The sequence below is a fragment of the Bacillus sp. SA1-12 genome, from assembly GCF_000981385.1.
Classification (GTDB): domain Bacteria; phylum Bacillota; class Bacilli; order Bacillales; family Bacillaceae; genus Metabacillus.
The window spans coordinates 136,228-158,147 of the sequence record NZ_LATZ01000134.1 but is presented as its reverse complement, the minus strand read 5'-3'; the positions used below and the strand labels follow the sequence as shown (position 1 = coordinate 158,147).

Here is a 21,920-nt window from a genome sequence, read left to right as displayed (position 1 = left end):
AACAGCAGCAACAACAGCAACAGCAGCAACAGCAACAGCAGCAACGTCAACAGCAGCAACAACAACAGCAACAGCAACAACAGCAGCAACAGCAGCAACGTCAACAGCAGCAACAACAGCAACAACAGCAACAGCAACAACAGCAGCAACGTCAACAACAGCAGCAACAACGACAACAGCAAAATGAAAACAACCAAAATGAATCAACAGCAGTTAATTTACCTGGCGGATATTCACAAAACGATATTCAATTAATGGCAAATGCAGTATACGGAGAATCTAGAGGTGAGCCTTACATCGGCCAAGTTGCGGTTGCAGCAGTTATTTTAAACCGCGTCAATAGTCCGACATTTCCAAATACAGTAGCAGGCGTTATTTTTGAACCTCGTGCATTTACAGCAGTTGCGGATGGACAAATTTGGCTTACTCCTAATGAACAAGCTAAAAAAGCAGTGATGGATGCAATTAATGGTTGGGATCCAACGGAAGGAGCCATTTATTATTTCAATCCGAATACCGCGACAAGCTCCTGGATCTGGGGCAGACCACAAATAAAACGTATCGGAAAGCATATTTTCTGTGAATAGAAAGGGTGAAAAGGTTTGATACGTGGAATCCTGATTGGTATTTTAACAGTTGCAGTCGTTGGAACAAGTTATTGGGGATATAAAGAACACCAAGAAAAGAATGCAGTGCTAATCCAAGCAGAGAATAACTACCAACGCGCTTTTCATGATTTAACATATCGAGTCGATCAATTACATGATCGAATTGGCGGAACATTAGCAATGAATTCCAAACAATCTTTATCTCCTGCACTTGCAGATGTATGGAGAATTACATCTGAAGCACAATCAGATGTTGGACAATTACCTTTAACGTTGCTCCCTTTTAATAAAACAGAAGAATTTTTAGCAGGAATTAGTGATTTTAGTTATCGAACTGCAATAAGAGATTTAGAAAAAGAACCTCTTTCAGATGAGGAATATAAAAAGCTGAAATCATTGTATTCAAAGTCAGCTGATATTCAAAATGAACTTCGTAATGTACAACATTTAGTAATTGAAAATAATTTAAGGTGGATGGATGTTGAATTAGCCCTTGCTTCAGGACAAAAGCAAATGGATAATACGATCGTTGATGGCTTTAAAACAGTTGAAAATAATATGGAAGCATATTCAGAATCCGACTTTGGTGTAAGCTTTACTGCGATGAAAAAAGACAAGCGAGAAGGCTTTAATCAACTTGAGGGCAAAGAAATAAATGAGGAAGAAGCAAAAAAGATCGCAAAGTCATTTGTTCCTAACAATGTAACAAATATAAAGGTAACTGAAAATGGAGAAGGTTCATCCTTTGGGTTCTATAGTGTCTCTATGGTTGATAAAAAGAATAAAGCTGAGATAAATATGGATATCACCAAAAAAGGCGGACATCCGATCTTCCTCGTTCAAAATCGGGAAATAAAAAAGCAGGCTATTAGTTTAAATGAAGCTTCTAATAACGCCAGTGATTTTCTAACAAAGCATGGCTTTAAGGATTTAGATCTTTTTGAAAGTGCACAATATGATAATACCGGTGTCTTTTCATTCGTTTCGATTTTAGATGGTGTCAGAGTTTACCCAGATACGGTACGGATAAAGGTTGCTTTAGATAACGGAAAAATCATTGGTTTTTCTGCACGGGACTATTTAGCGGCACATAAGTTAAGGGAAATTCCAAAGCCTAAAATCGCTAAACAAGAAGCAGTCAAAAGATTAAACCCGAGTTTAGAAGTACAAGAGGATCGATTAGCTGTTATCACAAACGAGCTCGGAGAAGAAATCCTTTGCTATGAGTTCTTAGGTACAATCGATCAGGACACCTTCCGAATTTATATTAATGCTGAAACTGGAATTGAAGAGAAGGTAGAAAAATTAAAAAATCCTGAACCGATTTTTCAAGAAATCTAAAAATAAAAACATATTCATAATTGTTTAAGAAAAGGGTATCCCTATTTACTTCTTTAAGGGGATATCCTTTTTTGCAGCAATTCTATATTTAAAATTTTGTCCTCTTGCACAACCGTTTAGACCATGCTTTAATAAGAAGGTGAGTATCAGGAAAGAGTGATTTTGTGCTGAAAATTGGGGATGTCATACTATTAGAAACGAAAGATAAAAATGGCGAACGACTAAAGTGCAGGCTAGTGGAAAGCAAAGAAAATCAACTTTATATTGATTATCCCATTAATACGGATACAGGACGATTGTCCTATTTAATGCTTGGCACAGAGCTTTTTGCCTCTTTTATTAATAAAGAACAACATGCATTCAGTTTTCAGACAGTGGTGACAGGACGTATAAAAGAAACTTTTCCAATGCTTTCTATAACTTATCCTGGTGATCATTAGTTGATTCGAATTCAAAGGAGAGAATATGTACGAGTTGATACAACATTAGATGTTGCCGTCCACCCGTTGGAGAATGAATTTCTGCCTTTTTCAGCTGTCACAGCAGATATTAGTGCAGGCGGTGCAGCAATCCTTATTCCAAATTCAACCCAATTAAGTCAGGATCAGGAATTAGTTATATGGTTTTCGCTTCCCTTTCAAGATGAAAATATTGACTATATAAAAGTAGAAGCAAAAATACTTCGTCTCATTCCGGCAGAAAATGTACGATTTTATAAAGTGCCTTTACAGTTTAAAAATATCGATGAACTAACACGGCAAAAATTGATCCGTTTTTGCTTTCAACAGCAAATACAAATGCGGAGAAAAGGGCTTATGGCAGAATAAATTTTGGTATTTTTATGCATACTAGGAACAATGTGAAACTTTATATTCACAGCCTAAAAAATACCGGAGTTGAAAGTAATGAAACGGTTTGAGCGTATTTTAATCAAATTAATTGTCATACAGTTTATAGCCTTAGTTTGTGCACAGCTGTTACTTCAACAATCTACTATTCAACCATACCTTTCCCGAGTTGTTCAATATGAGGGAGTTAATAAAATTACGATTACGGAATGGCTTGAAACGTTTAGTCAAGAGAAATGAGGCAGGTGAAATTAATAACCTGCTTCATTTGTTTGGCATGGAATCACGAAGAAGTTTAATCATCGCCCAAATATGTTCTCGAACGACAAAACTACTAGACTAAAAACCTATTTGGAGGAACTATGAAACAAAAACTTTCAATTGCAATTGATGGGCCAGCTGCTGCTGGAAAAAGTACGGTTGCTAAAATAATTGCAGAGCATTATTCATATATTTATATTGACACTGGCGCAATGTATCGTGCATTGACTTACAAAGCGTTAAAGGAAAACATTGATCTTAAGGATGAAGAAAAGGTTGCAGATATCTTGGCAGCAATCAATATCGAGCTTCAACCGTCTGAAAGTGGACAAATTGTCCTTGTAAATAAAGATGAAGTAACAGATATCATTCGTTCGAATGAAGTGACAAACAATGTTTCAATTGTCGCTATGCATCCAAAGGTTAGAGAAGAAATGTTAAAACGTCAAAGGGAATTGGCGAAGTTAGGTGGTGTTGTCATGGATGGTCGAGACATCGGTACACATGTTTTGCCAAATGCCGAATTAAAATTCTTTTTAAAAGCTTCTGTTGAAGAAAGAGCGAAAAGGCGTCATGAGGAAAATGAAAAAAAAGGTTTTGCATCAGATTTAGAGAAACTTAAACAAGAGATTGCTTATCGTGATAAGCTAGATTCTGAAAGAGAAGTTGCCCCCTTAAGAAAAGCAGAGGATGCAATCGAAATTGACACTACATCTTTGTCTATACATGATGTCGTAAAAAAAATAGAAGACTATATAGAAGAAAGGCTTTGATAGCGTGTCATTATATCCATTTGCAAGGTCAGTTGTAGCTGGCTTTTTAAAGCCAACTTATCGAATAAAAGTTGAAGGCTTGGAAAATTTCCCAAAAGAAGGCGGTGTCCTTTTATGTACGAATCACATAAGTAATTTTGACCCGCCAGTTGTTGGGATTACAGCACCAAGAAAAGTATTTTTTATGGCAAAAGCTGAACTTTTCAAAGTACCAGTATTAAAAGATTTGTTAAAAAACTTCGGAACATTCCCTGTTAATCGGGGAGGAAGTGACCGCGAGGCTTTACGGACAGGTCTAAAAATATTAAAAGAAGGCAATGTGCTAGGCTTTTTTCCAGAAGGAACTAGAAGTAAAACTGGTGAATTAGGAAAAGGGCTTCCAGGCGCAGGATTCTTTGCACTTCGGTCAGATGCAGCTGTAGTACCATGTGCGATAATAGGACCATATAAACCATTTACAACACTAAGGGTTGTTTATGGCAAACCGATTAACATGGATGAATATCGTGCAAAAAAAGTTTCTACAGATGAAATGGCAGAAATTATTATGACAGAAATTGGCAAGCTCATTAAAAAATAAAGGGAAGATGAAGACTTACTACTTGACAAAAAGTAGCATTTATTAGAAGTTTAATAAAAGAGGAATTTTTCATTTTATTTTAAAAGAATAAAAATAGTTCTTTTATAAAATGAAATCTTACATATATCAAAAGTCGCGCAGGTTTTGACCAAGGAGGGTAATTGAGATGGTAGAAGAATTAAATAGCGTACATGTTGAAACACCAGAGGTTGGCGATATTGTAAAAGGTATTGTAACAAAGGTAGAAGAAAAGCAGGTTATTGTCGAAATAGAAAATTGCAAGCATATTGGAATTATTCCAATCAGCGAGCTTTCAAGTCTTCATATCGAGAAGGCTTCAGATGTAGCAAATGAACAAGATGAATTAGATCTTAAAGTAATAAAAGTGGAAGATGAAGCATTGGTTCTTTCAAAAAGAGCCGTTGACGCTGAAAAAGCATGGGATTCTTTACAACAAAAATTCGAAACAAAAGAAGTATTTGAAGCTGAAGTTAAGGATGTTGTAAAAGGCGGGCTTGTCGTTGATTTAGGAGTTCGCGGCTTTATTCCAGCATCTTTAGTCGAAGCATATTTTGTAGAGGATTTTTCTGAATACATGGGGAATACTCTCTCATTAATCGTTGTGGAGCTTGATCGTGAGAAAAATAGAGTCATTTTATCTCACAGAGCTGTTATTGAAAAACAACAAAATGAAAAGAAATCCGAACTTTTGGATTCAATCAAAGTGGGAGAAACAATTGAAGGTACAGTTCAGCGTCTGACAGATTTTGGTGCATTTGTTGATATTGGTGGAATTGATGGGCTTGTACATATCTCCCAGCTGTCACATTCACATATCGACAAACCATCAGATGTTGTTGAAGAGGGACAAAAAGTAACTGTTAAAGTATTATCAGTAGACCGTGATAATGAAAGAATTTCTTTATCGATTAAAGAAACACTTCCAGGGCCTTGGGCAAACATTACTGAAAAAGTAAAAGTGGGCGATGTTCTTGAAGGTGTTGTAAAACGTCTTGTATCGTTTGGTGCATTCGTTGAAATTTTACCTGGAGTAGAAGGTCTTGTACACATTTCACAGATTTCAAATAAACATATTGGAACTCCTCATGAAGTTTTAGAAGAAAATCAAACAGTTAAAGTTAAAGTTTTAGATGTGAACGAATCTGAACAACGAATTTCGTTAAGTATTCGTGAACTGGAAGAAACTCCAAAACCAACAGATGAGGACTTCCGTAATTATCAAGCACAGGAAGATTCTTCTTCTGGTTTCCAATTAGGAGAAATGATTGGAGACCAACTTAAAAAACTTAAATAATGGTGATATAGGTGGGCAAAAGAGCGCAACGAAAAATTGAACATATCCAACATGCACTTACTACAGGTCAAGAACGTACAAATGGATTTAATGATATTACCTTTGTTCACCAAAGCCTACCAAACCTGTCTGTTCAAAAAATAGATTTATCAACAAAAGTTGGCGAACTTACTTTAAGTTCGCCTCTTTTTATAAATGCTATGACCGGTGGCGGCGGAGAAGATACAGCGTTGATTAATGAAGCATTATCGCGAGCTGCAAGTGAAACAAACATTGCTGTCGCTGCTGGTTCACAAATGTCTGCTATTAAAGATAAGAGTGAGCGGCATTCTTATGAAATCATGCGCAAGGTTAATCGAACTGGACTTATCTTTGGGAATTTAGGCAGCGAAGCAACCGTTGAACAAGCAAAAATAGCTGTAGATATGATTGAGGCAAATGCATTACAAATTCATTTAAACGTTGTTCAAGAACTTGTCATGCCTGAAGGTGATCGTGATTTTAGCGGTGCCTTAAAAAGAATTGAGCAAATTGTAAAAGAAATTGATGTTCCTGTCATTGTTAAGGAAGTAGGTTTCGGAATGAATCGTGAAGCTGTTGCAAAATTAAGAGATGCTGGAGTCACGATCGTAGATATTGGGGGTTATGGCGGAACTAATTTTTCAAAGATCGAAAATATGAGGCGGCAGAAAATGCTGCAATACTTTAATGAATGGGGAATTTCCACGGCAGCTTCTATTGCTGAGGCAGCAAGTGTTGATCATATTTCTGTTATCGGCAGTGGAGGCATACAAGATGCACTTGATATAGCGAAATCTATCGCGCTAGGAGCGTCTGCAGCAGGAACAGCTGGGCATTTTCTTAGGGTATATATAGAAGAAGGATACGACTCATTAGTACAGGAAATAAATCAAATGGTAGAAGATTTAACAATTATTATGACAGCGCTTGGTAAAGGGAGTATTAAAGAACTTCAGAATGCACCAATTGTCATTAGCGGAGAGACACATCATTGGTTGACAGAGCGAGGCATTGATACGAAGCAATATAGTATACGAAAAGAGGGCTAATTGGTTAAACCATTTAGCCCTCTTTTCGTAATATAACCACTTGAATAATATGTTATCGTTATTTATTTCGTTTTCTTGCAGATTCAGGGCCTTCTAATGTAGTAGCGCCAGGGTAATTAAGTGACTGGTCTCGATCAGATTCAACTCTGCCACTTTTTCTTAGCTTCTTTTCTTGACGATCTTTACCCATTTTCACCCCTCCTATCCGTGTATTATCAGTTTTGCCTCCAATCTTTTATTCATTAGTGTTATTTTTTGTTAAATTTTTAGATTAAAGCTAATTAGAAACAGACATAATGGATAAAGGAGGAGGGGCAGAAAATGGAAGGAATCTTTTTTTATTGGTTTATGTGGCTAGCTTGGATTATTACGACATTTTTAATGAAAAAAGGAAAGATACGTCTAAAGTTAACAATTTTTATTTTGATTACAATCACATTCAGTGAGCTATATATTGTCGTAGGGGATTTTAATGTAAGAGTCTCGCTTTTATTATTTATGTTGCTTGGCGTTTATCTTGCTGTCAAACAGAAAAAGAGAAAACCAATTCTTTTTTATATGACTACATTTACGTTAATGTTTGCTTATGCGGGAATTATGCTTTTTAGAATTTATGATCCTGTTTGGTTTTTAATTGATTATCGTGTAATTGTCAGTGTAACAATCAGTGTGCTGGCAATTTACTTAGGAAAACATTCTGTTCAAATATACTCACTATTTATCCTTTCCATATGTCAAGGCGAAATTTTATATTGGTTTATTTTAGGGAAATTTCATGATGGCTTAACAATTGGGACTGCTGCCTTTTTAGATATGTTGGTCATCGGTTGTTCGATTATTTATATATGGAATATGTCTCAAACTGTTATTTTAGCGATCGAACAAATGCTTCAAAAACCGTCAAAGGAGAAACAGGGCTAATATGAATGAATACACAATGCCAGTACTTTTTGGTGTAATAGTTGGTATAGTTACAAGGCTGCATATGCTTAGGACAGATTATAGACAATATCCTACATATCTTCATGGAAAAGTCATCCATATTGCGCTTGGATTTATTGCTGCAGGGTTAGGAACAGTTGCTATTCCATCTATAATGGAGGAGGATTTCACGGCTATCACCTTTCTTACGTTAGCTGCTTCACAATTCCGTGATGTTCGGAATATGGAAAGGAATACACTTACTGAATTAGATGGTTATGAACTTGTTCCGCGTGGAAAGACCTACATTGAAGGAATAGCAATTGCTTTTGAAAGCAGAAATTATCTCGTTATTTTCACTTCTTTATTAACGACCTTAGCGCACTTAGTCATAAATTTTTATGCTGCTATTGTTGTAGCTGTACTTTGTTTCATCATATGTAAAAAACTGATGACAGGGAGTAAAATTAAGGATTTAGTCGATATCCAATATGTTAAACCACATTTTGAAGGGGCAGGTTTATATGTAGATAACATCTATATAATGAATATTGGGATACCCGATAAGCAGGAAGCTATTCTAAAATATGGAATGGGTTTTGTGCTTACACCTAAAAATTTTAATTCAATCACAACGATCGCAAATTTGGGCCAACGTCAAGCGATTTTACATGATGTGTCAACAGCACTTGGAGTTGTTCGTGATTCAGGAGAGCCTTCTTTAGTACCATTAGCCAAAAGAGATCTCAATGATGGGCGGCTTGGTGTATTTGTTCTTCCGCAAAATCGTGATATTGAAAGAGCGATTCATATAATTGGTGAGGTACCTACGCTTGAAAATGCGATAAGAATGCCATCTGAATCCAGGGCAAATGAACGAGGGGGAATAAAATGACTAACTCCTTAGATAAGTTTATCTTGGCTATTATTACAACAGATGAAACAAAAGCAGCAGGTGGAACAGCCATATTTATTTGTAAAACACAAGAAGAAATGCATTTTTTTGCTAAAAATCTAGAGGCGATATTAGATGGAATCGCACATGGAATTGGTGATGATTTGTATATTGTTGTGAAACACTAAGTTGAGTATTTATGAATTGTTTGCTACTATATAAAAGTTAAGCCCTTCTTAATTAAATAGAAGGGTTTATTTTGTAGAGGGATTAAAGTTTGTACCAATAATACATTTTCAGCTAGGTCTATTACATACTAAATAAAAGAATGCGACGTGCTTTTAATATAAGATGTACAACCACTCACCATCTTGTTTTTAACGGGGAGTGACTTCTTCTCTCTTGTGATAAAGTTTTTTAGGAAAAATAGGAAGGGTGTAAAGATATGTCAAAACCAGTAGTTGCCATTGTAGGGCGGCCTAATGTAGGGAAATCTACTATTTTCAACCGAATTGTAGGAGAACGGGTATCTATTGTTGAAGATATTCCAGGCGTGACGAGAGACCGTATTTATAGTTCTGGAGAATGGTTAAATTATCAATTTAATATCATTGATACAGGTGGTATCGATATTGGAGATGAACCATTTATCGATCAGATTCGCCAACAAGCTGAAATTGCCATTGACGAGGCAGATGTAATTATTTTCTTAACAAATGTACGTGAAGGTGTAACCTCAGCAGATGAAGAGGTAGCAAAAATCCTTTACCGTTCCAATAAACCTGTAGTGCTTGCAGTAAATAAAGTTGATAATCCTGAAATGCGAGCAAACATCTACGACTTTTATTCTTTAGGCTTCGGCGATCCTTTCCCAATATCAGGCTCCCATGGCTTGGGACTCGGTGATTTATTGGATGAAGTGGCAAAACACTTTAAAAATACAGGAACTGAAGACTACGATGATACTACGATTAAATTTTCATTAATTGGTCGACCTAATGTAGGGAAATCATCATTAGTTAATGCAATTTTAGGAGAGGATCGTGTTATTGTAAGTGATATAGCAGGTACAACCCGTGATGCAATAGATACTGTTTACAAATATGAGGGCCAGGAGTTTGTTATCATTGATACAGCGGGGATGAGAAAAAAAGGAAAAGTTTATGAAACAACTGAAAAATATAGTGTTCTTCGTGCGCTAAAAGCAATTGAGAGATCTGATGTTATTTTAGTTGTTCTAAATGGTGAAGAAGGTATTATTGAACAAGACAAGCATATTGCCGGGTATGCTCACGAAGCTGGTAAGTCGGTGGTGATCGTTGTTAATAAATGGGATGTGGTTGATAAGGATGAACGTACAATGAAGGAGTTCGAAGAAAACATCCGTGATCACTTTAAGTTTCTTGATTATGCCCCTATTGTTTTTTTATCAGCTAAGACCACAAAACGTATCCATACGTTAATGCCTAAAATTATCCTTGCAAGTGAAAATCATGCAAGAAGAGTTGAAACAAATGTGTTAAATGATGTTGTTATGGATGCTGTGGCAATGAATCCAACACCGACACATAAGGGTAAACGATTAAAAATATTCTATACAACTCAAGTTGCTGTTAAGCCGCCTACCTTTGTCGTTTTTGTAAATGACCCTGAACTTATGCATTTTTCTTATCAACGTTTTTTAGAAAATCGAATCAGATCAGCTTTTGAATTTGAAGGAACACCGATTAAAATATTTTCGAGAGAAAGAAAATAAACGTTCAAAAACATTGCCTGACAGAAAAAACTGCTAAAGGTTTAGTAACTCATTTTTCGAAGAAAAGAGCGTGATCATATGGAACAGGAACAGATTACTGTTTTAGGAGCAGGAAGTTGGGGAACTGCTTTAGCCATTGTGCTTGCTGATAATGGACATCATGTTAAACTTTGGGGTCATCGTCCGGAATTAATAATCGATATTAATGAAAAAAGAACAAATGAAAAATATCTCCCAGGGGTAAAATTACCTGAAAACATCACAGGAGTTTCAAACTTAGAACAAAGTCTTGAAGGGGCAAGAACTGTGGTGTTGGCCGTCCCAACGAAAGCCATTCGCGGTGTGTTGAGCGACATTTCAAAAGTGCTTAAGGACGCAATTACGATCGTTCATGTAAGTAAAGGAATTGAGCCTGATACGCTAAAGCGCGTTTCAGAAATCATCGAAGAAGTTATGCCCGGTCATTTATTAAAGGATGTTGTTGTTTTATCAGGGCCAAGTCATGCTGAAGAGGTTAGTCAGAGACATATTACAACTGTTACTTCTTCGTCAAAAAATATGGAAGCAGCTGAATACATACAAGATTTGTTTATCAATTCAAATTTCCGTGTTTATACCAACCCTGATGTTATTGGAGTTGAAATAGGTGGTGCCTTAAAAAATATCATTGCCTTGGCTGCAGGGATATCGGATGGTCTTGGCTATGGAGATAATGCAAAGGCCGCTCTAATTACACGCGGATTGGCTGAAATTGCACGTTTAGGAAGTAAAATGGGGGGCAATCCATTAACATTCTCAGGCCTTACAGGAATTGGTGATTTAATCGTTACGTGTACAAGCGTGCATTCACGAAATTGGAGAGCCGGAAATTTGCTTGGAAAAGGCCAAAAGCTAGAAGAAGTATTGGAAAACATGGGAATGGTTGTAGAAGGGGTACGTACAACAAAAGCAGCTTATCAGCTTGCCGAGAAATATGAAGTTAAAATGCCAATAACTGAGGCGCTTTATAATGTCTTATTTAATGATCAGGAGCCTAAACTAGCTGTAGATTCTTTAATGGCACGTGTGAGGACTCATGAAATGGAAGACCTTGTTAACATTATGGAAAATCGCTAACATATTATGGATCCCAAAAGAAATCGATAACGGCTAAATTAGCATTTAGAGACTGTCTAATGCAAAGGAAAAATAATCAAAGATTTTATGTATGATATGTGAACCCAATGGTGACAAACAAAATTCCCCAGCATATAATACCAAGAATTATGAAAAGGGAACAATATCCTATAAGGTATTAAAGCTGCGAGCAAATACCGCGGATGACTTACTTAAGATCCCTTCCTTGGGTAGCCTGAACATTAAACCTAACTTGTAAAGTTTACACGGCATATCTAGGCATTAGAGGATGCAAAACCATCTATATCCGCATAAAATGCAACGTAGTCAAATAAGAGTTGTTCTTATTGTTGGGTACTATTTAGTCGTTCACCTTGCTGCTGAAGTAAAGATCGTCCCCTCTTTACTTCAGTTTTTTTTATCTAATAAATCATTTTGCTTGCGCTTGATATGGACCTAGCTTCTTAAGTTAGCCAACATCATGCTTGGACAAGCCGTGAATTGTATATTATAATCGACCATGGGTTGAATGAATAGTTTAAAGGAACAAAGAGTTTTGAGCTTTTAGAATAATAAAAAGAGAAGTATTGCTTTTCCTACATATTATTGGTGTTTATCCCTAGGTTTCATCGCTTCTATGATTTAATTTTATAGGAATTAAAGATCCGATCGTTTTATGTTTAGTGCAGAATGCATAGTGTCTTGCAGTTTGTTCTTGTTTTAGAAAAGATAAATATTAGATAATGTAGTAAGCGCTTTGATTTTTAGATCCAGCGCCTGGTCTCTTGGGTCATAAGCATGCGCTTTGCGCTTTTCAAATAAGGAGGAGTATTAATGAGTGCAGCCCTGATGAAAATGTGGATTTCTTTTGCATCAATGGGGTTTATGTTTATTTCTATTTTGTTTATTTATTTAAGTCGCTTTAAGTTAAAAGGGTTTCTAAAGGTAATCGTTACAATATTCGCCTATTTGTTTATGATTCTAGCAGGAATTATCATTTTATTTGTTGTATTAAGTGGACCTGTTAATGAATAAGAAAATAAAAGGAAGTTTTAGCAGATGAATTTTTTGAAAATAATAATAGGTATTTTTTGTTGTATCCTTTTAGCTGGTTGTTTATACCCAGATGAAAAATTACAAAAAAATACGATACCATATGAAGACCAAATTGTTGCTGTTCAAAATGCAGTTGATCGATTTCAAGAGGATTCCGGCGGATTGCTTCCAATCAAGACGAGGGATATGTCAACACCTATCTATCAAAAATATCCGATTGACTTTTCCGCCCTTTTGCCAAAATATATGGCAGAACCACCAGGTACGGCCTATGAAAATGGCGGGGTTTATTCATATGTACTGGTAGATGTAGAAGAAAATCCCACCGTTAAATTAATTGATTTGCGAATTTCAGAAGCTATACATGAACTGGCAATCAGAATAGATGTTTATCGACAATCCAATGGCTATCCTCCGATTAAGGAGCTAATTACGAAGAATATATATATGTTAGACTATAAAAAGCTCGGTTATGATAAAGCTCCAACAATTGAAAGTCCGTATTCGGGGGAACATTTACCATTAGTGATTGATAATCAAGCAGAAATATATGTAGATTACCGAATTGACTTATTTAAGGCACTTAAAGAGAAAGATCATTCGTATAAACCAGGCGATGACATCCGTGATCTCCTAGTGGAGGATACGTACTTTGTTCCAGCATATTCGTTGCCATATACGATTGATGATAAAGGAGAGCCGATTTTTAAAGAGGAGAAGTAGCAGCTTGATTTGTAACAGGAAAGCTCCTTTTCATTGTTGTAAAAAATTCTTCATAAAAAAGTCATGAACCCTTCTTCTAGAGAATACTCTCTAAAAGAAGGGTTTTCTTTTTCACTTTATGGATAGATGAGAAAGCGATATTGGAAAAAAATTTGCGTGCTAAGTCATAAATAAATAGGACAACGTCATACATATATAGTGTCCTATTAGAAGACGGATAAGCTTTATCCCAATAATGTATGATCGGGAGGGGATCACTTGGAAAAAGTAGATATTTTCAAGGATATCGCTGAACGAACTGGTGGCGATATATATTTAGGAGTAGTTGGGGCAGTTCGAACAGGTAAATCTACTTTTATTAAGAAGTTTATGGAGTTAGTTGTGCTGCCTAATATTGAAAATGAATCTGATAAGGCTAGAGCTCAAGATGAATTGCCTCAAAGCGCAGCTGGCAAAACAATCATGACAACCGAACCAAAGTTTGTTCCAAATCAAGCAGTGTCCATCCATGTTGATGAGGGACTTGACGTCAATATTAGATTAGTAGATTGTGTAGGTTACACTGTACCTGGTGCGAAAGGCTATGAGGATGAAAATGGTCCTCGTATGATTAATACTCCTTGGTATGAAGAGCCTATTCCATTTCATGAGGCAGCAGAAATTGGCACACGTAAGGTGATTCAAGAGCATTCAACATTAGGTTGTGTCATAACAACTGATGGTTCGATTGGAGATATTCCGCGTCAGGATTATTTAGAGGCGGAAGAGCGAGTCATTGAAGAATTAAAAGAAGTTGGTAAACCGTTTATTATGATTATTAATACGGTTAGGCCTCATCATCCTGAAACAGAAGCCCTTCGTCAACAGCTTTATGAGAAATATGATATCCCAGTGCTGGCAATGAGTGTTGAGAGTATGAGGGAGTCAGACGTTATCAATGTGCTAAGAGAGTCTTTGTATGAATTTCCTGTCTTGGAAGTAAATGTGAACCTTCCGAGCTGGGTAATGGTGTTAAGAGAAAATCATTGGCTTCGTGAGAGCTATCAGGAAGCTGTAAAAGACACTGTGAAGGATATTAAAAGGCTTCGTGATGTTGACCGCGTGGTTGGTCAATTTAGTGAATATGATTTTATTAATAAAGCAAGCTTAGCGGGAATTGAAATGGGGCAAGGGATTGCAGAAATCGATTTATATGCTCCTGATGACTTATACGATCAAATCTTAAAAGAGGTTGTTGGAGTAGAAATTCGCGGAAAAGATCATTTGCTTCAACTAATGCAAGACTTTGCTTACGCTAAAACGGAATATGATCAAGTGGCAGATGCACTGAAAATGGTCAAACAGACAGGATATGGTATCGCAGCACCTGCATTGTCTGATATGAGTCTAGATGAGCCTGAGATCATTCGCCAAGGCTCAAGATTTGGGGTTCGATTAAAAGCTGTAGCACCTTCGATTCATATGATTAAAGTTGATGTTGAGTCAGAATTTGCTCCAATCATTGGAACAGAGAAGCAATCAGAAGAATTAGTTCGCTACTTAATGCAGGATTTTGAAGATAACCCATTATCTATTTGGAATTCTGATATTTTCGGACGGAGCTTAAGCTCAATCGTACGTGAAGGTATCCAAGCTAAGCTTTCTTTAATGCCAGAAAATGCACGATATAAGTTAAAAGAAACATTGGAGAGAATTATAAACGAAGGCTCAGGTGGATTAATTGCCATCATCCTATAACATTTTAGACCTCTGTTTGAGGTCTTTTTTTCTTTTATAAATCCAAAATTGCAGGTAATTATATTAAAAAAATAATTTTTTAAGATTGAAATAAATTTGAAAAATGTTCATCTATAAATGACATATATTGAGATAACATTTACATAAATGTAACATATTTTGATGAAAGAAGGAGAAAAAGGGAATGTATGTTCCTGATTTAAGGAAGAAACGTTGATATTATTGGTTTTTTATTAGGATAAAACTTGATTCACTCGTTTGAATGTGTTACTCTTTTTACAGAAATTATTTTCTCTTTTGGTCGATTCTTCCTAAAACACCATTATTCATGATGAAAATCATTGAATTATGTAAAAAAATCGTATAAGATAAGCGTGTTGATAGTAATTTCGCGTTCTATCATGTATAGAAATGAACAAAACTGTGAAGAAATGAGACTAAGAAGAGTTCCATCCCTTTGGGAGGAGGTGAAAGGCATGAATAAAACAGAACTTATCAACGCAGTAGCAGAAGCTAGTGAATTATCTAAAAAAGACGCAACTAAAGCAGTTGATGCTGTTTTCGATACAATTTTAGATGCACTAAAAGATGGTGATAAAGTACAACTTATTGGTTTTGGTAACTTCGAAGTTCGTGAGCGTGCGGCTCGTAAAGGTCGTAATCCACAAACTGGCGAGGAAATTGAAATTGCTGCAAGTAAGGTGCCTGCTTTCAAACCAGGTAAAGCACTTAAAGATGCTGTAGCAGGAAAATAAGTTATTACTTGTCATGTAATACTCATTACATACAACCATTCTTCACAGAAGCCCCTTTTAAAGGGGCTTTTCATTTGCTTTTCACCATCTTAAAGTTTGTATAAAAATTTAATTAAATACTCTTGGTGCATTCAGTTCTACTATTATGTGGTAATAAAGTGTAAAAACATAGATAATTTCATTCTATATTTTGCTTTTATCTCCTTTTTTATGCTAGAATCTGAATCAAATCCAAATGATTAGGAGGATAGAAATGGGACAAGTGGACTTAGAAAAAATAGAGCAGGCTGTTAAAATGATTCTTAAAGCGATAGGAGAGGATCCTGAGCGCGAAGGATTACTAGATACTCCTAAACGAGTGGCAAAAATGTACGCTGAAGTGTTTAGTGGATTGAATGAAGACCCTGCAGAACATTTTAAAACAATTTTCGGTGAGGATCATGAGGAACTTGTTTTAGTAAAAGACATCCCCTTTTATTCAATGTGTGAACATCATTTAGTGCCGTTTTATGGAAAGGCGCATGTAGCATATATCCCTAAAGGCGGCAAAGTAACCGGTTTAAGCAAGCTTGCCCGAGCGGTAGAGGCAGTAGCAAAAAGACCTCAATTGCAAGAAAGAATTACATCTACCATCGCTGATAGTATAAATAAATCTCTTGAGCCGCATGGAGTAATGGTTGTGGTTGAAGCAGAGCATATGTGTATGACGATGAGAGGCGTAAAAAAACCTGGTTCTCAAACAGTGACTTCTGCTGTTAGAGGAATCTTCAGAAAAGATGAAGCTGCCAGAGCAGAAGTATTATCTCTAATAAAAGGATAATCAATGATGGTGTAAAAACCTGCTAAGCAATCAAAAGCAGGTAATAGCGTAATGTTGAAAAGGATTAATATACATATTTTTATTGGATTGAAACGTTTAGAAACATTAAGATAGTTTTTATTTATTATTAAATGGTATGATAGGGTATAGAATATGATTTATTAGCTCAAGTGTGTAAGCATTTAAATTGTCAAAAGTTAAACTGTAAACGGGCAGGTGTTAGCATGAATCAAAAAAATGACTTTGTTGTGATAAAAGCAATTGAAGATGGCGTAAATGTAATTGGACTTACAAGAGGTTCAGATACACGATTTCACCACTCTGAGAAACTAGATAGAGGTGAAGTAATGATCGCTCAGTTTACTGAACATACCTCTGCCATTAAAATAAGAGGTAAAGCACTAATTCAAACTAGTATTGGAGAATTAGAAAGTGAGTCAAGAAAATAAGCAGGGATACCTGCTTTTATTTGCGTTTATCCATTGTGTAATTCCTCGGTAAAGAAGATTAAATAAGAACAAATCTGATTTATTGTGTTATAATTGATTTTGTTTTTAACTTTTTATAGAACAATATATCGTTTGGAATCATTTACTTACATAATTAATTAGGATTCATTTATAAATGACCGGATTATTACATAATTTAATGTGGAATATAGGCTTTGGTGAACAAATGGTAGAGTATCAGCTCCCTCTTCCACGTTAACTGCTAGGCTGCAGGAACTTTGATCAATGTCTCTTTTACTTGGATTAAGCAGTGTAATAATCAATAGAGAGAGAATGTTAATTTGGGGACAAGGGTGATATATTTGCAGGACATCTATGTAAAATTAGCGAAAATGAAAATAGCGTTAAGGGAGAAACTCGCACATCCTTATTTGGATAAGTATATATCTGTACCAAAACTAGATGAGGATAAGCTGTTGCTATTTTATGCAATTTTTGATGAGATAGATCTTTCAGATGATGTAAAAGAAAGTTATATTACGACGGCTATGCTTGTGCAAACTGCTCTTGATACTCATGACAATGTGACCATAGCTAACGATATTGATTCCACAGAATTTGTTCAAAGGCAATTAACAGTATTAGCAGGAGATTATTATAGTGGTCTATATTATTTTATGCTTTCGGAAGTGAAAGATTTTAAAATGGTTCGTGCTTTAGCAATGGCCATTAGGGAAATTAATGAACATAAAATAAGTCTATATCAGGATGACCAAGCCAATATGCAATCAATTTTGGACAGTCTCTTAATCGTTGAAACAGCTTTATTCAATAGGGTTGCTGATCTATTGAAGCTAAATCACTGGAAATTGCTATCCACTAGTTTTTTAACCTATAAAAGATTATCTCATGAAAAATTTCATTTGGAGAATGAACGAAAGTTACCTGAAAACCAAATTTATAAAAGCCCATTCTCCCTTACGTTTTTGAATGATGCTTGCAAAAACTTTTTTGAGGAGACGACATCTCTACTAGAGACAGGTTTTTCTACTCCCGAAATAAAAGACATACTGTATAAACGATTGCAATCCATTCGTTTTCATGAAACATTACATTTTAAAAAGACTGTGGAAGAAGGGTTATAAAAATGGATCAATCAAAAGAAGAAAGAGTTCATGGGGTTTTTGAAAAAATATATAAAAACTATGACCAAATGAATTCAGTTATCTCTTTTCAGCGTCATAAAGCATGGAGAAAAGAAACAATGCGGCGGATGCAAGTTAAATCAGGTCAAAAAGCGCTTGATGTTTGCTGTGGGACCGCTGATTGGAGCATTGCTCTCGCTGAGAAGGTTGGTCCAAAGGGACATGTTATCGGGTTGGATTTCAGTAAGAATATGCTTCAAGTTGGCAAGCAAAAAATTGATGAGCTTAGGCTATCAAACGTTGAATTAGTACATGGTAATGCGATGAGTCTTCCTTTTAAGGATCAAACTTTTGATTTTGTGACAATTGGCTTTGGATTGAGAAATGTCCCGGATTATATGCAGGTTCTAAAAGAAATGAATCGTGTCTTAAAGCCAGGCGGCAAAGCGGTATGTTTAGAAACCTCGCAACCTACTGCACCGCTGTTTAAGCAAGGTTACTTTTTTTATTTCCGCTATATAATGCCTTTATTTGGAAAAATCTTTGCGAAGAGTTATAAGGAATATTCATGGTTACAGGAATCTGCTCGTGAATTTCCTGGGATGTTAGAGCTCGGTCAGATGTTTAAGGAAGCAGGCTTTGAACAAATCCAAATTAAGTCATTCACAGGCGGAGTCGCAGCCATGCATTTAGGGGTTAAGCCGAATAAATAAAAGACAAAAAGAACCTGGCAGTTTTTTTATGATCAATGGTTTATCGGTATTTTCAATGAATCTGCCTGATCTTCCTGCCATCTTTAAAAGAACGGGTTCACATACAATAAGATGTATTAAGGTGAAGAGTATGAAATTTAAAGCATTGTATTCGTTTTTGAATACAGACCTTTCAATAATTGAACAAGAGCTTGAAAAAACAGCTATTTCCCACCACCCTTTACTTAGAGAAGCCAATTTAGAGCTTCTTCAGGCAGGAGGTAAGCGGATTCGGCCAGTTTTTGTCCTTCTTTCTTCTATGTTTGGAAACTATGATATTCAAAGGGTTAAATATGTGGCAGTTGCCTTGGAAACAATTCACATGGCATCGCTTGTGCACGATGATGTGATTGATGATGCAGAGCTTCGCAGAGGTAAGCCTACTGTAAAATCGAAATGGGATAATCGCATTGCAATGTATACCGGAGATTACTTGTTAGCCAGATCCTTAGAGGTCATCACAAATATTGATGATCCTTTAGCCCATCAAATTTTATCCAGAACAATTGTAGAAGTTTGCTTAGGCGAGATTGAACAAATTAAAGATAAATATCGATATGATCAGTCATTACGAACATACTTAAAACGAATAAAGAGAAAAACCGCTTTATTAATAGCTGTTAGCTGTCAATTAGGGGCTATTTCAACAGGTGCCTCTGAAGAAATACATAAAAAACTATTTTGGTTTGGATATTATGTTGGGATGTCTTTTCAGATTACAGATGATATTCTTGATTTCACTTCAACTGAAAAAGAATTAGGTAAGCCAGTTGGCAGTGATCTTCTCCAAGGAAATATTACCCTTCCAGTTTTATTTGCATTACAGGACCCATCTATGAAAGTCGAGATTGAAAAGATAACAAATGAAACCAGACCTGATGAAATACAAACGCTATTAAAAAGAATTCTGGAATCGGATGTTATAGAAAGGTCTGCCGGTGTAAGTGATCAATATCTTCAAAAAGCGTTTGAGGTCATTGAGAGCTTACCGAAAAATCGTGCTAGATCCACGCTTTATAGTATTGCTAAATATATTGGAAAAAGAAAATTTTAATTATTTCCGCATTTTTTCTCCATCCTTTTATTGATAATCTCTTATATACATGTTATCATTTTCTTGGGCTTGTGAAAGCCTATACATAATTATCAAAGGGATGGAGAATATAATATGGAAAAAACATTTTTAATGGTGAAACCTGATGGTGTTCAACGTCAGCTCATCGGTGAAATTGTTAGTAGATTTGAGAGAAAGGGCTTACAGTTGGTTGGTGCCAAACTGATGAAAATTCCAGGTGAACTAGCTGAAAAGCATTATGGAGAGCACAAGGGGAAACCTTTCTATGATGATCTAGTAAGTTTTATTACCTCTGGTCCTGTTTTTGCCATGGTTTGGCAGGGGGAGAATGCAGTAGAGTTAACCCGTAAAATGATGGGTAAAACAAACCCTAAAGATGCTGAACCAGGTACAATCCGAGGTGATTACAGTATGTTTGTAAGTAAGAATATTATTCATGGGTCTGATTCTACAGAAAGCGCGGCCCGAGAAATATCATTATTTTTTAATGAGAATGAGCTTGTTGAATATGATAAATTAATTAATGGTTGGATTTACTAAGAGCTGGCGTTTGCTAGCTTTTTTTATTTTCGCTTTTTTTGGCAAACCTTGTGTTATATAACTAATTGTGCAGAACGTTTGGTTTCCGCTTCAAAAGCTCGTTTGCACAAGACCTTGGTGAGCCTTCTCTTGGCGCAAAAGTCTGGATGAGTTTCTCACTTATGATTCCAGCTGCTCCCTCAAGAGTCTCGCAGCCAGCTCCAATTAATCTTAAACAGTTTTCATCTTAGAACCTATTTAAAAACAACAATCTCTTAGAAAAGAGTCCTTGTTTTTGGCATATTGTTTTTTAAAGCGGAGAGGTAGATTGCATACTAAATCGAGGTAAATGGAGGCTTAACAAGCTTATAAACTGAGAAGGTATATTAAATAGAACCCCGTCGAAAAAGGAAAACTTGTACAGAAATTAACTCTCTGTTTAGCAGAGCCAAGTTTCTAAAATACTAGAATTTAATTTCTTTTTAAAAATTGCGCAAATTCTTGCAAAATTAAGATATACTATAAATTATTCTAGAGTGATTATTTTATTAGTTTTAATAGGCAGAATAGTATTTACTTCTTTCTTGAATGTTTATTGGTTTGTCTAAAGTAGGAGAGTTATCAATGATTGATCAAGATTATGAACAGTTTATTGGAAAAATAAAACAGAAATCTGGAATCGATTTATCCCTCTACAAAGAAGCACAAATGAAGAGGCGGTTAATATCTTTGTATGAGAAAAGAGGCTTTGCAAGCTTTCGGGATTTTTTCAGCGGATTAAATCTCAACAATGAATTATATTATGAATTTTTAGACCGGATGACAATAAATGTCTCAGAATTTTATCGGAATTATAAACGATGGCAAGTGCTCGAAGAAAGAATTCTTCCTCGGCTCTTAGAAAAAAATAGCCGGTTAAAAGTGTGGAGTGCTGCTTGTTCTACTGGAGAAGAGCCTTATACCCTTGCCATGATTTTATCAAAATTTGTACCACTTTCTAGTGTGAAAATAGTAGCAACAGACATAGATGAAAATGTTCTTGCGAGAGCCAAGCTGGGAATTTACCCTGAACGGTCATTAAATGAAGTTCCTGAAGAAATAAAAATGGAATTTTTTAAAAAAGAAGGGACAAATTATAAGATTAGTGACCAAATTATAAATTCTGTTCAATTTAAAAGGCAAAATCTTTTATCGGATTCATTTGACACTCAATTCGATTTAATTGTCTGCAGAAATGTCCTAATATATTTTACAGAGGAAGCAAAAGAGATGCTGTTTAAAAAGTTTAGCAAAGCTTTAAAGCATGAAGGAATTTTTTTTGTTGGCAGTACCGAGCAAATTTTCCATGCCGAACGTTATGAACTTTCGACTGTAGATACTTTTTTTTATCAAAAGAGTTAAAAAT

The 21,920-nt window shown here is 35.8% G+C and carries 26 protein-coding genes; 25 read left to right on the top strand and 1 reads right to left on the bottom strand.

What is annotated here, in order from left to right:
- From WQ54_RS35080 to fni, 9 genes are all read left to right on the top strand, one after another.
- Window positions 1-587, top strand: a 587-nt coding sequence (locus tag WQ54_RS35080; protein WP_231597707.1) for a cell wall hydrolase, incomplete at its 5' end; no start/stop codon positions are given.
- Between the two features lie 15 nt (window positions 588-602).
- Window positions 603-1,949: a germination protein YpeB gene (ypeB, locus tag WQ54_RS30345; protein WP_046590475.1), complete on the top strand. Its 1,347-nt coding sequence runs from the start codon at window positions 603-605 to the stop codon at window positions 1,947-1,949.
- Between the two features lie 164 nt (window positions 1,950-2,113).
- Complete coding sequence (locus WQ54_RS32295; RefSeq protein ID WP_052738049.1) at window positions 2,114-2,389, top strand: flagellar brake protein; 276 nt, start codon at window positions 2,114-2,116, stop codon at window positions 2,387-2,389.
- Window positions 2,390-2,776, top strand: a complete 387-nt coding sequence (locus tag WQ54_RS32290; protein ID WP_052738048.1) for a flagellar brake protein — start codon at window positions 2,390-2,392, stop codon at window positions 2,774-2,776.
- A 78-nt stretch (window positions 2,777-2,854) separates the two neighbouring features.
- Window positions 2,855-3,037, top strand: a complete 183-nt coding sequence (locus tag WQ54_RS30335; protein ID WP_046590473.1) for a YpfB family protein — start codon at window positions 2,855-2,857, stop codon at window positions 3,035-3,037.
- A 122-nt stretch (window positions 3,038-3,159) separates the two neighbouring features.
- Entirely contained in the window at window positions 3,160-3,831 is a 672-nt protein-coding gene (gene cmk, locus WQ54_RS30330) for a (d)CMP kinase (protein ID WP_046590471.1), read from the top strand.
- A gap of 4 nt (window positions 3,832-3,835) precedes the next feature.
- Complete coding sequence (locus tag WQ54_RS30325; RefSeq protein ID WP_046590469.1) at window positions 3,836-4,411, top strand: 1-acyl-sn-glycerol-3-phosphate acyltransferase; 576 nt, start codon at window positions 3,836-3,838, stop codon at window positions 4,409-4,411.
- A 166-nt stretch (window positions 4,412-4,577) separates the two neighbouring features.
- Complete coding sequence (gene rpsA / locus WQ54_RS30320; protein ID WP_046590468.1) at window positions 4,578-5,726, top strand: 30S ribosomal protein S1; 1,149 nt, start codon at window positions 4,578-4,580, stop codon at window positions 5,724-5,726.
- An 11-nt stretch (window positions 5,727-5,737) separates the two neighbouring features.
- Complete coding sequence (gene fni, locus WQ54_RS30315) at window positions 5,738-6,796, top strand: type 2 isopentenyl-diphosphate Delta-isomerase (RefSeq protein WP_046590466.1); 1,059 nt, start codon at window positions 5,738-5,740, stop codon at window positions 6,794-6,796.
- Between the two features lie 58 nt (window positions 6,797-6,854).
- Here the strand turns inward: fni and WQ54_RS33200 are convergent, their stop codons facing one another.
- Window positions 6,855-6,986, bottom strand: a complete 132-nt coding sequence (locus WQ54_RS33200) for a YpzI family protein (RefSeq protein ID WP_084822389.1) — start codon at window positions 6,984-6,986, stop codon at window positions 6,855-6,857.
- Between the two features lie 131 nt (window positions 6,987-7,117).
- Between WQ54_RS33200 and WQ54_RS30310 the strand changes: the two genes are divergently transcribed.
- The 16 genes from WQ54_RS30310 (at window position 7,118) to WQ54_RS30235 (ending at window position 21,916) form a co-directional block, all read left to right on the top strand.
- A complete protein-coding gene (locus tag WQ54_RS30310; RefSeq protein WP_046590464.1) occupies window positions 7,118-7,717 on the top strand; it encodes a hypothetical protein in 600 nt (199 codons plus the stop codon).
- A gap of 1 nt (window position 7,718) precedes the next feature.
- Entirely contained in the window at window positions 7,719-8,612 is an 894-nt protein-coding gene (locus tag WQ54_RS30305) for a YIEGIA family protein (RefSeq protein WP_046590463.1), read from the top strand.
- Window positions 8,609-8,800 (top strand): hypothetical protein, encoded by a 192-nt coding sequence (locus WQ54_RS30300; RefSeq protein WP_046590461.1) that lies wholly within the window; start codon window positions 8,609-8,611, stop codon window positions 8,798-8,800. Before WQ54_RS30305 ends, WQ54_RS30300 begins: the two co-directional genes overlap by 4 nt.
- Before the next feature lie 257 nt (window positions 8,801-9,057).
- Window positions 9,058-10,368 carry a ribosome biogenesis GTPase Der gene (gene der, locus WQ54_RS30295; protein ID WP_046590459.1) on the top strand — a complete coding sequence of 437 codons (1,311 nt, stop codon included), beginning with the start codon at window positions 9,058-9,060 and terminating at the stop codon, window positions 10,366-10,368.
- A 78-nt stretch (window positions 10,369-10,446) separates the two neighbouring features.
- A complete protein-coding gene (locus WQ54_RS30290) occupies window positions 10,447-11,484 on the top strand; it encodes an NAD(P)H-dependent glycerol-3-phosphate dehydrogenase (protein ID WP_046590458.1) in 1,038 nt (345 codons plus the stop codon).
- 834 nt (window positions 11,485-12,318) lie between these two features.
- Window positions 12,319-12,519 (top strand): DUF2768 domain-containing protein, encoded by a 201-nt coding sequence (locus WQ54_RS30285; protein WP_046590456.1) that lies wholly within the window; start codon window positions 12,319-12,321, stop codon window positions 12,517-12,519.
- 24 nt (window positions 12,520-12,543) lie between these two features.
- On the top strand, window positions 12,544-13,263 hold the full coding sequence (locus WQ54_RS30280; RefSeq protein WP_046590454.1) for a hypothetical protein: 720 nt from the start codon (window positions 12,544-12,546) through the stop codon (window positions 13,261-13,263).
- Window positions 13,264-13,521: 258 nt separating this feature from the next.
- On the top strand, window positions 13,522-15,000 hold the full coding sequence (spoIVA, locus tag WQ54_RS30275; protein ID WP_046590452.1) for a stage IV sporulation protein A: 1,479 nt from the start codon (window positions 13,522-13,524) through the stop codon (window positions 14,998-15,000).
- 476 nt (window positions 15,001-15,476) lie between these two features.
- Complete coding sequence (gene hbs / locus WQ54_RS30270) at window positions 15,477-15,755, top strand: non-specific DNA-binding protein Hbs (protein WP_034332307.1); 279 nt, start codon at window positions 15,477-15,479, stop codon at window positions 15,753-15,755.
- Window positions 15,756-16,008: 253 nt separating this feature from the next.
- The gene (gene folE / locus WQ54_RS30265; protein ID WP_046590412.1) at window positions 16,009-16,575 is read left to right on the top strand and encodes a GTP cyclohydrolase I FolE; all 567 of its coding nucleotides are present in this window, start codon (window positions 16,009-16,011) and stop codon (window positions 16,573-16,575) included.
- Window positions 16,576-16,799: 224 nt separating this feature from the next.
- The gene (mtrB, locus tag WQ54_RS30260; RefSeq protein ID WP_046590411.1) at window positions 16,800-17,024 is read left to right on the top strand and encodes a trp RNA-binding attenuation protein MtrB; all 225 of its coding nucleotides are present in this window, start codon (window positions 16,800-16,802) and stop codon (window positions 17,022-17,024) included.
- A gap of 362 nt (window positions 17,025-17,386) precedes the next feature.
- On the top strand, window positions 17,387-18,169 hold the full coding sequence (locus WQ54_RS30255) for a heptaprenyl diphosphate synthase component 1 (protein ID WP_046590409.1): 783 nt from the start codon (window positions 17,387-17,389) through the stop codon (window positions 18,167-18,169).
- A gap of 2 nt (window positions 18,170-18,171) precedes the next feature.
- Window positions 18,172-18,882 (top strand): demethylmenaquinone methyltransferase, encoded by a 711-nt coding sequence (locus WQ54_RS30250; RefSeq protein WP_046590407.1) that lies wholly within the window; start codon window positions 18,172-18,174, stop codon window positions 18,880-18,882.
- A gap of 130 nt (window positions 18,883-19,012) precedes the next feature.
- A complete protein-coding gene (gene hepT / locus WQ54_RS30245) occupies window positions 19,013-19,975 on the top strand; it encodes a heptaprenyl diphosphate synthase component II (RefSeq protein ID WP_046590405.1) in 963 nt (320 codons plus the stop codon).
- Between the two features lie 114 nt (window positions 19,976-20,089).
- Complete coding sequence (gene ndk, locus WQ54_RS30240; protein ID WP_046590404.1) at window positions 20,090-20,536, top strand: nucleoside-diphosphate kinase; 447 nt, start codon at window positions 20,090-20,092, stop codon at window positions 20,534-20,536.
- A gap of 603 nt (window positions 20,537-21,139) precedes the next feature.
- A complete protein-coding gene (locus tag WQ54_RS30235) occupies window positions 21,140-21,916 on the top strand; it encodes a protein-glutamate O-methyltransferase CheR (RefSeq protein ID WP_046590403.1) in 777 nt (258 codons plus the stop codon).
- Window positions 21,917-21,920: the final 4 nt, after the last annotated feature.